Annotated in this window: 10 protein-coding genes; 6 read left to right on the top strand and 4 right to left on the bottom strand. The window is 72.8% G+C overall.

What is annotated here, in order from left to right:
- Positions 1–417 precede the first annotated feature (417 nt).
- The 6 genes from BT364_RS32225 to BT364_RS32200 all read left to right on the top strand — a co-directional run bounded on the left by BT364_RS32225 (position 418) and on the right by BT364_RS32200 (position 6,139).
- Positions 418–714 carry an antibiotic biosynthesis monooxygenase family protein gene (locus BT364_RS32225; RefSeq protein ID WP_072488755.1) on the top strand — a complete coding sequence of 99 codons (297 nt, stop codon included), beginning with the start codon at positions 418–420 and terminating at the stop codon, positions 712–714.
- The gene (locus tag BT364_RS32220) at positions 711–1,097 is read left to right on the top strand and encodes an ACP S-malonyltransferase (protein ID WP_072488754.1); all 387 of its coding nucleotides are present in this window, start codon (positions 711–713) and stop codon (positions 1,095–1,097) included. The genes BT364_RS32225 and BT364_RS32220 overlap by 4 nt, the downstream gene beginning before the upstream one ends.
- Positions 1,098–1,495: 398 nt before the next feature.
- Positions 1,496–3,274 carry an acyl-CoA dehydrogenase family protein gene (locus BT364_RS32215; protein ID WP_256260308.1) on the top strand — a complete coding sequence of 593 codons (1,779 nt, stop codon included), beginning with the start codon at positions 1,496–1,498 and terminating at the stop codon, positions 3,272–3,274.
- A 20-nt stretch (positions 3,275–3,294) separates the two neighbouring features.
- Complete coding sequence (locus tag BT364_RS32210) at positions 3,295–4,149, top strand: 4'-phosphopantetheinyl transferase family protein (protein WP_072488753.1); 855 nt, start codon at positions 3,295–3,297, stop codon at positions 4,147–4,149.
- Positions 4,150–4,307: 158 nt separating this feature from the next.
- Positions 4,308–5,897, top strand: a complete 1,590-nt coding sequence (locus tag BT364_RS32205) for an acyl-CoA carboxylase subunit beta (protein ID WP_072488806.1) — start codon at positions 4,308–4,310, stop codon at positions 5,895–5,897.
- Entirely contained in the window at positions 5,894–6,139 is a 246-nt protein-coding gene (locus BT364_RS32200; protein ID WP_072488752.1) for an acyl-CoA carboxylase epsilon subunit, read from the top strand. The genes BT364_RS32205 and BT364_RS32200 overlap by 4 nt, the downstream gene beginning before the upstream one ends.
- Here the strand turns inward: BT364_RS32200 and BT364_RS32195 are convergent.
- From BT364_RS32195 to BT364_RS32180, 4 genes are all read right to left on the bottom strand, one after another.
- A complete protein-coding gene (locus BT364_RS32195) occupies positions 6,111–7,154 on the bottom strand; it encodes an AfsR/SARP family transcriptional regulator (protein WP_072488751.1) in 1,044 nt (347 codons plus the stop codon). The genes BT364_RS32200 and BT364_RS32195 overlap by 29 nt on opposite strands.
- Entirely contained in the window at positions 7,151–7,897 is a 747-nt protein-coding gene (locus BT364_RS32190; RefSeq protein ID WP_072488750.1) for a thioesterase II family protein, read from the bottom strand. The genes BT364_RS32195 and BT364_RS32190 overlap by 4 nt, the downstream gene beginning before the upstream one ends.
- A 164-nt stretch (positions 7,898–8,061) precedes the next feature.
- A complete protein-coding gene (locus tag BT364_RS44005; protein ID WP_177328322.1) occupies positions 8,062–10,914 on the bottom strand; it encodes a helix-turn-helix transcriptional regulator in 2,853 nt (950 codons plus the stop codon).
- Between the two features lie 184 nt (positions 10,915–11,098).
- A partial coding sequence (locus BT364_RS32180; protein WP_143166582.1) for a beta-ketoacyl reductase occupies positions 11,099–13,570 on the bottom strand: 2,472 nt, incomplete at its 5' end.

Genomic DNA, 13,570 nt, shown 5'->3' with positions numbered 1-13,570 from the left:
CCGGTCCGGACCGCGAATTACCACCGGGATACCGGCCGGATTTCTTCCTTCCGCATGGAACGGACGGTCCGAAGAATCCGGATCACTTCACCGGCCCGAATACCGCCGTGCTGTCGGTACGGAAAACAGCAAGCTCTGCCGGTTTTCCGTCCGGCCGGAATCCGACGGTGCCCGGCGGCGCAATCCGAGGCCGCCGAGGACCGCCCCGGAACACCAGGAGGAACCGGCACGGCCAGGCCCCGGACCCCGCCGGAAGCGGCCTGGGCCCTCCGCCGGATCACCACACTTCCTCAAGCGGAAGTCGAGCGCTCTTCCGGGGTTCCTTGAGCCTCCTCGCCGAGCGTGGCATCCGCAGGGGCGGTCCCGCCCCGTACCCGTAAACGGCACCGCTGCCGTGGCCGACCCGAGGAGCCTCACATGGTGACCTTCGTCAACAAGCTGACCGTCCACGGCGACATCGACGAGTTCCTGGCCGTCAAGGACCGCCTGACCGCCTACATGAGCAACCAGCCCGGCTACCTCGGCCACGAGGCCCTGCGCAGCCTCGGCGACGAGCGGGTCTTCCTCGAACTCGCCGTCTGGGAGGACCCCGCCGCCCACCAGCGGGCCGTGCGCAGCGAGGAGTTCCAGGCCCTGGTCAAGGACCTCGGCCCCCTGGCCACCCCCGAGCCCGGTCTGTACGAGACGGTGGAGGCGGCGCCCCGTGCCCGATGACACCCCGGCGCTCGTCGCCCACCGGCGCCGGCCGGTCCCGAGGTGACTGTGCTCTTCACAGCGGCGCCGGAATCCGGCCCGGCCTCGGCCGCGAGCTGTACGGCGCCTTTCCCGTCTTCCGCGCCGCGTACGACACCGTGCGCGGCGCGCTGGACCACTGGCTGCGCCTACCGCTGGCCGCCGTGGTGTTCGCCCCCGAAGGCGGAGTCGACGCGGCTCTGATCCGCCGGTCCGAATCCGGGCAGCCCGCCCTGTTCGCGTTCCATGTAGCCGCCTTCCGGCTCTGGCAGTCCTGGAGGCTCCGGGCGATCCCGCTGGTGTGCGCGACGACCGGCCGGAGCATGGGGCCCGGACCGGGCCGGCAGCCGCTCTCGCCCGGGTAATCTGCTGCGCGAGGCCTGCCAGGTCTCCCACACCGCCGACGCGGTACGGACCCCGGTACGGGCCGGATTCCCCCACCCGCACCCCTGCGGGCCCGACCCCGCGGACACCCGGCCCGGCCGCGAAACGCGTGCGGCCCTCGGCGTCGCCGGGCGGCTCCACGCACCCGGCCGGGAACGGGGCTGACCGGAAGCCGTACGTCCGGCCCGGCGTCCCACCAGCGGCTCCCGGCCCCTCCCCGGCCCGGCTGCAGGCCGCCTCAAGCGGATGTCGAGCGCCTCTGGCGACGCTGGATTCCCGCGCACAGGAACGGACCCGCCCCCGCGGCCACCGGGTGTGCCGACGAAGTGCCGCCCGGCCGCTTCGCGGACATGTTCAGCCCCCTCCCCAGGACTGTCCCGTGACGAAGGAGCTGATCCACGCCACCATGGCCACCACCCAGATCCACGCGGAGCGGATCGCGGGGCGTGCCGCCGAGGAGACCGACGCCCTGCGCCGGGCCGCCCGGCTCGAAGCTCTGCTGGGCGACCCCTACGACCCCGCCAACCCCCACGGCCTGCGCGCCCTCTTCGCCGCCGACGAGCGCCACGAACCGCCCGCCGCCACCGAGCGGCTCCTCGTCGAGGCGGGGCTGGGCGCCGAGTTCGTACCCGCCGAGTTCGGCGGCCGGCTCACCCGCGCCGACCTGCTCGTCAAGGTGCTGCGCCCGGTCTTCCGCCGTGATCTCGCGCTCGGCTTCGGAGCCGGTATCACCTCGCTGTTCGCCACCTCCGCCGTATGGGCGGCCGGTACCCCCGCGCAGCGACGCACCACGGCAGACCTGCTGCTCGCGGGTGGCCGCGCCTCGATCGTCCACCACGAACTGGCCCACTCCAACGCCATCCTGCGCGACGAGTTCACCGCCCGGCCCCGCCCCGGCGGCGGCTTCACGCTGGCCGGCCGCAAGGACGTCATCATCAACGCGGCCGTCTCCGGCACCTACGTCGTATACGCACGCACCGACCCGGCCCGCACCCCCCTCAGCCACTCCGTGCTGCTCCTCGAACCCGGCGAACTCACCGCCGCGATCAGCGCACTGCCCCGGGTGTTCACCGCAGGCATGCGGGGAAACCTGTTCTCCGGGCTCCGGTTCACCGACTGCGACATCCCGGCCGACGCCCTCGTCGGACGGATGGGCGAAGGCGTGGCCCTGGCGCTGCGCACCTACCAGGTCAACCGCTGCGTCATCGCCGCGACGGCCGTCGCCGCCGCCGGCACCGTACTGCACTCCGCCGTCCGCGCCGCCACCACCGGCCGCAGCCGCCCCATCGCCCGCCGACTGCACAAGCCGCTCGCCGGAGTCTTCGCCGACCTGCTCGCCTGCGACAGCATGGCCACCGTCGCGCTGCGTGCCCTGAGCCTGCTGCCCGACCGCACCCACATCCTCGCCGCCGCCGTCAAGTACGTCGTACCCGACCTGCTGCGGGAGAGCCTGGAGGAACTGGCCGGAGTCCTCGGCTCCCACGGCTACGAGCACGGCACCCCCGAATACGGCGCACTCGACAAGCTCTCCCGGGACCTGCCCGTCGCCGGACTCGGCCACGCCGGAACCGCCGCCTGCCAGGCCGTGATCGTGCCCCAGCTGCGCACCCTCGCCGAGAGCGCCTGGTTCCGGGACGCGGAACCGCCGCCCGAGCTGTTCCGCTCCGGCGCCGGGCTGCCCCGACTCGACTACCGGCTTCTCGGCATCGCCGGAGGCGGCGACTTCCTCGCCGCCTCCCTCGACGGCGCCGCCGCCCGGCTGGCAGAGGTACGGAACGTCGGCGGCCAGCTCGCCGTCCTCGCCGATCTCGCCGAGGCGTTCGTCGACGAACTGCGCGCCCTGCGCGAGCAGTGCCGGGCCATCCCGCCCGGCGCCGCCGCCCTCGCCGACCCCGCCTGGTGCGTACTCAGCGACCGCTACTCCCTCGTTCTCGCGGCCGCCGCGATCCTGGCCACCTGGGAAGGCCAGGACGGCAGCGAGCCCTTCCTCGCCGCGCCCGCCTGGGCCGTACTCGCCCTCACCCGGATCGGCGGGCGCCTCGGCATCCCGCTGCCGGAGCTCCCCGAGGACTGCCGCGCCCAGGTCCTCGACGAACTCGTACGCCGCTACCGCACCGGCCTCAGCTACGACCTCGACTCCACCGAACTGGCCCAGTGAACGGCCCGAGGAGGCCGCCCATGGAGGCGGAAGCCGCACGGCGCATCACGGCACCCGTGCACGCCACCGGCCCGGAGGGACCCTGGCACGCGGTACGGGAGGGCCTGGCCCGGCGCGGCAACGCCTCCGTGTTCACCACCTGGGGCGAATGGCTGCCCGCCGTCCTCGCCGACCCGGTGCTGCGCCCGCTGCTGGGGCGGGACTGGCCGCGCTACCGGCAGACCGCCGACCCCGTCCTGCGGTACCGCTTCGTGGCGTCCCGGCTGGCCGTCAAGTACACGGCGGCCGCCGCGCTCGGCACCTCGCCCGCCCAGCTCGACCTGGCGTACAAGATCGGCGGCCGGCCCTACCTGCGGGGCTTCGACCAGATCGACCTGAGCCTCACCCACACCGACGACCTCATCGCCGTAGGCATCAGCCGCACCGGGCGCATCGGGATCGACACCGAACCCGTCGACCGCAGACTGTCGTTCGACCTGCTCCAGGACCAGGTCTGCACCCCGGCGGAACGGGACACGCTCGCCGCGCTCCCGGAGGCCGAACAGACCGCGGGCATGCTGCGGCTGTGGACCCTGAAGGAGGCCTACACCAAGGCGCTCGGCCAGGGCCTGCGGCTCGACTTCTCCTCGTTCGGCTTCGCCACCGGATCCTCGGGCGACACCGGCCTCCTCGCCCCCGACGGCACCCCCGCCGCCCACGGCGAGTGGGTGTTCGGCACCTACCCGGTGCTCGGCCGCTACCTCGTCAGCATCGCCTGCCACGACACCGGCCTGGACACCTCCCGGGACACCGCCGCCGCCACCATGCTCGACGAGGGGTTCATGGCGATGGTCTCCGGCCTGATCCGGACGGAGAACCCTGTACCGGAACCGTAGGCGTTCCCGTGCGGAATTCGAGTCCGGCTGTAGCGCCTGCGCCGATGCTGGACGACGCGACACCGGCCGGAATCCGGTGCCTCTGTGTCGAAAGGGCCTCCATGAGCATCGTCGAGGAAAAACCGCTGAAGACCGCGCCGGCCCCGGAACCCGGGAGCATGCGCCCGGCCGCCGCGGGCCGCGACGAGAACCGTGTCGCGACCATGCGCGAGCGCACGGCCGAACTCCACGCCATACAGGCGCTGGCCGAATCCGGACCCGGAGAGCGGGCCACCGCGGCACAGCACGCCAAGGGCAAACTGACCGCCCGGGAACGCATCGCCCTGTTCTTCGACGAGGGCACGTTCAACGAGGTCGAAGGGCTGCGCAGACACCGCGCCACCGGCTTCGGCCTGGAGGACAGGAAACCCCACACCGACGGAGTCGTCATCGGCTGGGGCAAGGTCCACGGCCGCACCGTCTTCACCTACGCCCACGACTTCCGCATCTTCGGCGGGGCGCTGGGCGAGGCCCACGCCGAGAAGATCCACAAACTGATGGACCTCGCCGAGGCCGCCGGCGCCCCCGTCGTGGGCCTCTGCGACGGCGCGGGCGCCCGCATCCAGGAAGGCGTCACCGCGCTCGCCGGATACGGCGGCATCTTCCAGCGCAACGTCCGCAACTCCGGCGTCATCCCGCAGATCTCCGTCATCCTCGGCCCCTGCGCCGGCGGCGCCGCGTACTCCCCGGCGCTCACGGACTTCGTCTTCATGGTGCGCGGCACCTCGCAGATGTTCATCACCGGCCCCGATGTCGTCCAGGCGGTCACCGGTGAAGCCGTCAGCATGGAGCACCTCGGCGGCGCCGACAGCCACGCCGAGTCCTCGGGCGTCGCGGCCTTCGCCTACGACGACGAGGAGAGCTGCCTGGAGGACGTACGGCACCTGCTCTCGCTCCTGCCGCAGAACAACCGCGAACTCGCCCCCGCCGGCGACCTCGACGACCCCGTCGACCGCCGCAACGACAGCCTGCTGGACCTGGTGCCGGCCCAGCCGAACCGCTCGTACGACATGCGTGCCCTGATCGAGGAGATCGCCGACCACGGCGACTACTTCGAGGTGCACAGCCAGTGGGCGCAGAACATCGTGTGCGCCCTGGCCCGGCTCGGCGGCCGGGTCGTCGGCATCGTGGCCAACCAGCCGGCCTGCCTCGCGGGCGTCCTGGACATCCACGCCTCCGAGAAGGCCGCGCGATTCGTGCAGTTCTGCGACTCGTTCAGCATCCCGCTGGTCACCCTGATCGACGTGCCCGGCTTCCTGCCCGGCGTCGACCAGGAGCACAACGGCATCATCCGGCACGGCGCCAAGCTGCTGTACGCGTACTGCAACGCGACGGTGCCGCGCATCTCGCTGGTGGTGCGCAAGGCCTACGGCGGCGCGTACATCGTCATGGACTCCCGCTCCATCGGCGCCGACATCGCCCTGGCCTGGCCTTCCAACGAGATCGCCGTCATGGGGGCCGAAGGCGCTGCGAACGTCATCTTCCGCCGGGAGATCAACGCCTCCGACAACCCGGACGAGACCCGCCGGCAGAAGATCAAGGAGTACCAGACCGAGCTGATGCACCCGTACTACGCGGCCGAACGCGGCCTCGTCGACGATGTCATCGACCCGGCCGACACCCGCGCCCGGCTGATCTCCACCCTGGACATGCTCCGTACGAAATACGCCGAGCAGCCCAGCCGCAAGCACGGAAACCTGCCGCTGTGACCGCCCCGGGGAACGAGACGCCGGCCGCCGCGCTCACCTCCGCGTCCGTCCGCGTCGCCAAGGGAAGTCCGACGGCCGAGGAGGTCGCCGCCCTCGCCGTGCTGCTCACGGCCCGGCTCCGGCTGGCGAACGAGGCGCGGGAGAACGAGGCACGGGAACGGGACTCCTCCGTCCCGCAGGTCCGGGCGCTCCGCCACCGCAGGCCCGCCCCGTTCACGCCGCCGGGGGCATGGGCCTCGTGATCACGGGCCCGGACTCCTGCCCGGCGAGGGAGCTCCGGGCCGCCCGCCGGGCTGATCCGCCGAACTCCCGGCCCTGCGCGCCGCCGTCCACGGCGGCCGCGAGCTCGTCGATCCGGCGCAACAGGGTGCCCTGCTCGCGGGAGAGCTCGTCGACGCGTTCCCGCAGCCGGGCGACCGTACCGCCGAGGTCGAGCAGGGCCGCCGCGTCCGACATGCCGTGGGGCATGCCGGGCAGCAGTCCGCTCGGCATCGTCCCGAGGTCCGCGAACGGCGCGTGCCGGATCGTGGCCTCCATCCGGGCACGCAGCGCCGGGCCCGGCTCCACGCCGAGCGCGTCGACCAGGAGCTTGCGCGCACGCTCGTACACACCGAGCGCCTCGGCGGGCCGGCCCGCCACGCACAGCGCGACCATCGACAGGTCGTAGAAGCGCTCCCGCAGCGGATGCTCGTACGTCAGCCGCTCCAGCTCGCCCGTGACATCCTCGTGCGGCGCCGAGCGCAACCGCGTCTCGTACAGCTTCTCCAGGGCCGCCAGCCGGTGCTCCTCCAGCCGCTCGGCCTCCGCCGTGCACAGCGGCCCGTGCAGGCAGTCCGCCAGCGCCGGACCGCGCCACACCGCCAGCGCGCGCCCCAGCAGTTCGGTGGCGTGCGCCGGGTCGGTGGAGGCCGCGGCCCGGCCCTCGGCGGAGAGCCGCTGGAAGCGCTGGGCGTCGGTGGTGGCGCTGCCCAGCCGCAGCAGATAGCCCATGGGCTCGGTGCTGATCCATTCGCCGCCGCCGGAGTCGCTCAGCATCCGGCGCAGCCGGGCCACATGGGCCTGCACCGCGTTGGCCGCCCGCCGGGGCGGTTCGTCGCCCCACAGCTCGTCGGCCAGCCGGTCGACCGTCAGCGTCCGCCCCGCCTCGACGACGAGCGCGGCGAGCAGCGCGCGCTGCTTGGAGCCCTGCGGGACGATCCGCCGCCCCGTCCGGTCGTCGTGGACCTCCACCGGCCCCAGGATGCGGAACTCGGTCACGGGGTGCCTGCCAGGGCCTCCAGTCCGGCCCGCACCCCGGCGGTGACTGCGTCGGCCAGCACCGCCGGATCGTTCTGGAAATAGAAGTGGCCGCCCTCGAAGCGCCGGACACCGAGGAAGTGCTCGGTGGACTCCGCCCACTGCTCCAGCCGCCCCGCGGGCGCGGTCGTGTCCTGCTCGCCGTGGAACACGGTGAGCGCTACGGGCAGCGGCGTCACGTCCTGTGGCGGACGCCAGTTCCGTACGAGGGAGATGTCCGCCCGGATGACGGGGGCGAAGACGCTCCACAGCTCCGGGTCGTCCAGGATGCGCGGCGGCGTACCGCCCAGCCGGATCAGCTTGCGGCGCAGTTCCGCGTCGGACAGTTCGCCGGGCTCCCCGGCGGGCCGGCCCGGCCGCGGCGCTCCGCAGCCCGACAGGCCCAGCCACACCGGTGGCCGGCGGCCCTCGCCGACGAGCCGGCGGGTCAGCTCGAACGCGATCAGGGAACCCATGCTGTGCCCGAAGCAGGCGAAGGGCACCTCCGGGTCGTCGAGTTCGGCGGACAGCCGGTCCAGGAACCAGTCCACGAGCGTGTCCGCGTCGCCGATCGGCGGCTCGCCCGCCAGCAGCCCGTGCCCCGGATAGTCCTGCGGCAACAGCCGCCAGCCCGCCGGGAAGAGCCGGGCCCACTCGTTGAACATCAGCTGGGACCCGCCCGCGTGCGGGAACACGAACAGCCGCAGGGTGCCGCCGAATTGCATCGTGATCTCCGTTCCAGGGGCGAGGATCCTGTCACGGCGACGGTAGTGCCTTCCCCGCCCCTCGTGCGCGATGCCCGATCGGTGTTCGAGCGGACATGAGAGCGTTCTTGAGAAGGTTCTCGAGTACATGCTTGAGGGAGAACTCGCAGGGCATGGGGCACAGGTCACAGTGCTTGCAGGGGAGGCGCCAGGAGACGGGTGGGCAGGGCCCGGCGGCTGCTGACACCCAGCTTCCGGTAGACGCGCGTCAGGTGCTGTTCGACCGTACTCACCGTGATGAACAACTGCTGGCTGATGTCCCGGTTGCTGAACCCACGGGCGGCCAGCAGGGCCACCCGGTTCTCCGCATCGCTGAGCAGCGACGCCTCCGTATCGCCCGCGTCACCGATGCCCCCGGTCCCCACGGCCCGGTCGTCCCGCTCGGCGACGGGGGCCATGCCCCCGTACCCGGGGAGTGGCGCACGCGACGCGCGCGGCGCACGTGCCACGGGATCGGCCGCCGTCCTGAACCCGGACTGGCAGATCTTCGCCTCCTGGGCCGCGCGCCAGGACGCCGCGCGTGCCTCGTCGAGCTCGCCGACACTCCGGCAGGCCACGGAAAGATCCGCCAGCGCACGCGCCAGCTCCATCCGGTCGCCCGCCGCCTGGAGCACCTCGACGGACTTGCGGAGCAGAGCCGGACGCTGCATCAGCTCACCGCACGCCGCGAGCAACCGCAACGAGATCCCCCGGGTGCGCGGGCCGATCGCCTGCGCCCGGCCCAGCTGCTGCTTGACCAGATCCCGGGCGACGACCGTACGGCCGAGCCGCAGATGCGCCTCCGCCAGGCCGATGCGCCACGGCACGAAGGGAAGGTCCAGATGGGCTTCCTGGGCCAGCCGACCGCATGCCTGGAAGTCCCGGACGGCCGCGAGCAGCCGGTCGGTCGCCAGGTGGTGCTGACCGCGGGCGGACAGGAAACGCAGGCTCCACACCGTGGTCGGCACGGCCTCCGGAGCCATCTGACGAATCGGTTCCTCGGCCTCTGCGGGCCGGCCCATCGCCGTCTGCGCGGAGATCAGCACGCTCAGCGGATACCCCCGCATCACGCCCCAGCCCTGAGGCGACAGCACGTCGAGCGCGGCCTGTGCCCGCGCGGCGGCCACCGCCGGCTCACCCCTGCTCAACGCGATCTCGGCCCGTACGGTGCCCAGAGCGGCCTGCCAGGTGAACACACCGCGCCGCCGCGCTTCCGCGTACAGGCGCTCCGTCTGTTCCCCGGCCTGCTGGAGCTGATTGCCGCCGATCAGCGTGAACAGCGCGGCCAGCACCACCTCCAGCAGGGACTCGCCCGGTCGGCAGCTCTCCAGAATGTGCTCCGCGCTGGGCAACGCGCCCCTCGCGTTCGCCCCCGCGGCGCCCTCCGCGACGGCGTGCACCGCCCGGATCCACGGATCGTCCCCGTGCGGGGCGCCATTGAAGGCTGCGCTTGTGCCTGCACCTGTGCTGGCTTCGGTGCCGTAGAACCACCGGTACGCCAGACGGAGTTCCGCCTCCGCGTACCGGTCGTCGTCCTTGCCGGCCCTGCGCTGCTCGTACGCCTCACGGGCCGCACGCGCGGTACCGGCATCGCCCTTCCACAGCGCCTGCTTCAGCAGCGGCAGCGCGTCCCGCCCGGCCAGGGCGCCCTGCGCGAGCGCGCCGCGCGGTGCCGCCTGCCAGCGGTCGGACGCCGCCGGATCGACCTGCCACACCACCCGGGACAGTTCGCGCCGCAGCACCTCCTGCTCCGCAGGGTCCGCGGTCGCCTCCAGCGCCGACTCCAGACAGCGGGTCACCAGCTCGACGTCGTCGCCCGTGGCCGCCTCCGCCGCCGCACGGCGCAGCACATCGGCCGCCCACGCCGGCCAGTGCCCGGCCGCCGCACCGGAGCCGGAAGCGATCAACTGCTTCGCCACCGTCACCGGATCCGCGCCCCGCAGTTGCAACAGCTCGGCGGCGGTGGCGTGCAGCCGCGCCCGCTCCCCGGGGGCGAGCGTGCCCAGTACGGCCTGCGCGGCCACCGGATGGAACCGCACGCCCTCCAGTACCCCCGCGGCCCACAGGACGCTCAACACCTGCTCGACCACGTCCACCGGCAGCGCGACCAACTCCGCGACCAGCGGGGCCGAGGCCCGCTCCGCGCCCAGCACGGCCAGCCCCTGTGCCACGGTCAGCAGACTCGCATCCCAGCGGTAGAGGCAGTTCAGCACGCCCTGTGCGTACGACGAACCGACCACTTCGTGCTCGGCCGTCGCACCGGGATGCGCCGACTGCCAGACCCGGTGGTCCTCGATCAGCGCCCCCGCCAGCAGCGGATTGCCACCCGTCAACCGCAGGAGCGTCGATGCGTGGTCGGGCGCGAACTGCTGAACCGTGGTCCCGTCGGTGGTTCGGTCGGCGGACTGCTCCGCGATCAGCCGGCGCAGCGCCGGCTCGTCCATCGGCGCCAGCCGCAGCCGCAGATGCGGATGCTGCGTGATCTCGGCGTGGAAACGCGTCATCGCCGGGTGGGCCCAGCTCCACTCGGTCAGTACGATCATGACCCGCGCCGAGGCGATCCGCTGCCGCAGATGCCGGATCAGCCGCAGGGTGAATTCGTCGGCGAACTGGATGTCGTCGATGCTGACGACCAGCGGGCGGTGTCTGGCCAGTTCCAGCAGCCGTACGGTGAGTTCATGGACGGCACGGGCCGCCCCGGTGGCCTCGGCCGCGTCCGGCAACAGCCGCGCGGCGCACTCGGCGACCTCCGGCGGGATGTCCGGGTTGCGGAACAGCTGATCCACGCCCCCTACCGGGAAATCGTCCTCCGCCCGCGAGCCGGTGGCCGTCAGATGCAGCGCACCCGACTCCCTCGCGTACCGCGAGAACTCGTGGAGCAGACGGGTCTTTCCACTGGCCAGGCCCCCCGAAATCAGTGCAAGTTGGCCGGCGCCGTCGGCGCACTCGCCGAGTTGCCGCGCAAGACCGTCCAACGCTTCACGGCTGTCCCGCTCCACTGCGCCCCCCTGAGCTTCTAGCCGACGCGTAACCCCTGAGGCATAAAGGGTGCTGCCGATGCCTACAGGGCGGGTCGAGCCGGAGCAGAACAGTGGACACAACGCTGGACACAACACCGAACGGGGCACCGGTTGCCGGCCGGTGCCCCGTTCGGGCGGTGAGGACGAGGATCCGGGGTGTGGGTTACCGCCCCATCTCCCGGTTGATGAAGCTGAGCAGCTCGTCGTCGGAAGCGGACTCCAACTGCCCCAGCACACCGCCCTCCGCCGCCGACGACGAATCCGTCTCCTCGCCCTGCCACTTCGCGAGGAACGCCTGCAGCCGCACTGCCACCCGCGTACGGGTGAGGGCATCGGGCTCCGAGGTGACCAGCGAGGCCTCCAGCTTGTCCAGCTCGGTGAGCAGGGAGTCCCCGCTCGCCGCGCCGTCCCGGAAGATGTCCTGCCGCAGCAGACGGGCGGCCGCGATCGCGTTCGGGTAGTCGAAGACGAAGCCCGCAGGCAGGCGCAGACCCGTGGCCCGGGTGAGCCGATTGCGCAGCTCGACGGCCATCAGCGAGTCGAAGCCCATCTCGCGGAAGGCCCGGCCGGCCTCGATGTCGTCCACCGAGGCGTACCCGAGCACCGAGGCCGCCTGCTGACGGATGAGCCCGACCAGCTCGGCCTCCTGCTCCGCCTCCGGCAGAACGGCGAGGCGCTGCCGCAGCTCGTCGGCGACATCGGAGTTCTCCGCCTCGCCCTCGGCCGCGGCCGCCGTGATCCGGGCGACGTCCGGCAGGTCCGCCAGCAGCGGGCTCGGACGCAGTGCGGTGAACGCCTGGGCGAAGCGCCCCCAGTCCATGTCCGCGACGGTCAGGACCGGTGACTCCTCGGCCACCGCACGGGCCAGAGCGGTGAGTGCCTGCTCCGGCTCCAGGGGCAGCAGACCACGTCGCCGCATCTGCTCCTCACCGTTCCCGTCACCGGAATCGGCCGTGTCGCCGCCGACCCACGGACCCCACGCCACGGACGTGGCCGCCAGGCCCCGGGCCCGCCGGAGCTGGGCCAGTCCGTCCAGGTAGGCGGTACCCGCGGCATAGGCCCCCTGCCCGCCACTGCCCCAGACACCGGCGATGGAGGAGAAGAGGACGAAGGCGTCGAGCTCGGTCTCCGCGAACACGGAGTCCAGAGCGGCCGCCCCGGCGGCCCGCGCCCGCAGCGCCCCGGTCAGTTGTGCCGGGTCCGTGTCGGCGACCGATGCGAAGTGGCTCGTGCCCGAGGTGTGGACCACGGCCCGGACCGGAGCACCTTCGGCCGCCAACTCGGCTACGAGAGAGGCCAGTCGCGTACGGTCGGTCACGTCGACGTCCCGCACCACGGCCCGCTCGCCCAGCTTCTCGAGGACGTCCGGGGCGGGCGTACGGCCGACCGGGGTCAGCAGGACGACCCGCTCCACCGCCGTGCCCGCCAGCCAGCCCGCGAGGTGCCCCGCGAGCGGCGTGGTGCCGTCGCCGATCAGTACCGTGCCGCGCGGGATCCACTCGCGGTCACCGGCCGGAGCCGCCGCTGCCAGCAGCCGGCCCGCGAAGACGCCGGAGGAGCGGAGCGCGACCTGATCCTCACCCGATGCGCCCGGCGTACCCGACAGCACTGCCGCAGCCTGCTCCCAGGTACGGGCGTCGAGGCTCTCGGGCAGGTCGATCAGACCACCCCAGCGCTTCGGGTGCTCCAGGGCGACCACCCGGCCCAGGCCCCAGACCTGCGTCTGGGCGGCGTTGCGCAGCGGGTCGGCGGTTCCGGTCGAGACGGCACCCTGCGTCAGGCACCACAGCGGGGCCTCCACCCCGGCCTCGCCCAACTTCCGGACGAGCTCAAGCGTGGCCGGCAAGCCGGGCGCGACCCCCTCGTCGAGGGTCTCCTCGCCCGCCAGGCCCAGCAGGGACAGCACACCGGTCGCATCGGTGTACGCGGGCAGGTCGGTGGCGCCGGTGATGCGCACGACCTCGGCGCCCGCCGCCTTCAGACCGTGCTCGCACCACTCGACGACGGCGGTGCCGGACAGGGCCTCCGGCAGGGCCAGCAGCCAGCGGCCGGTCAGCACACCGTCCGACGGCTGTACGGGCTTCCAGGTGACGCGGTAGCGCCAGCCGTCGGCCACCGAACGCTGTTGCTGCCGGTTGTGCCAGGACGACAGCACCGGAAGCACCTCGCTCAGCGGACTGTCGGCGGTCAGTTCCCGACCACCGGCCAGCGCCGAAAGGTCCTCGCGCGCCACGGCCTCCCAGAAGGCCGAGTCCGCGACCGGAGTCCCATCGACGGCACCGGGGTGCCCACCCACTACCGGAGCCTTGGGCCAGAAGCGTTGCCGCTGGAAGGCGTAGGTGGGGAGGTCGGTGTGCTGGGCGCCGGTGTTGGCGTAGTACGTCGTCCAGTCGATGCGGGTGCCTCGGACGTGGAGTTCGGCGAGGGCGGTGGTGAGTGCCTCGGGTTCGGGGCGGTTCTTGCGGAGGGCGGGTACGAAACCGGCGTCGTCGTCGGCGGCGCAGGACTGGCCCATGGCGGAGAGGACTCCGCCGGGTCCGAGTTCCAGGTACGTGGTGACGCCCTGGGTTTCGAGGTGGCGTACGCCGTCGAGGAAGCGGACGGCCTGGCGGACGTGGTCCACCCAGTAGTCGGC

This window comes from Streptomyces atratus (genome assembly GCF_900119365.1).
GTDB lineage: Bacteria > Actinomycetota > Actinomycetes > Streptomycetales > Streptomycetaceae > Streptomyces > Streptomyces atratus_B.
The sequence above is the reverse complement of the archived record's forward strand: the minus strand, read 5'-3'. Positions and strand labels throughout refer to the sequence as shown.

What these genes read in the sequence shown, in the direction of transcription:
- BT364_RS32225 (WP_072488755.1), top strand. Translation starts at nt 418, where the DNA reads ATGGTGACCTTCGTCAACAAGCTGACCGTCCACGGCGACATCGACGAG.
- BT364_RS32220 (WP_072488754.1), top strand. Translation starts at nt 711, where the DNA reads ATGACACCCCGGCGCTCGTCGCCCACCGGCGCCGGCCGGTCCCGAGGT.
- BT364_RS32210 (WP_072488753.1), top strand. Translation starts at nt 3,295, where the DNA reads ATGGAGGCGGAAGCCGCACGGCGCATCACGGCACCCGTGCACGCCACC.
- BT364_RS32205 (WP_072488806.1), top strand. Translation starts at nt 4,308, where the DNA reads ATGCGCCCGGCCGCCGCGGGCCGCGACGAGAACCGTGTCGCGACCATG.
- BT364_RS32190 (WP_072488750.1), bottom strand. Translation starts at nt 7,897, where the DNA reads ATGCAATTCGGCGGCACCCTGCGGCTGTTCGTGTTCCCGCACGCGGGC.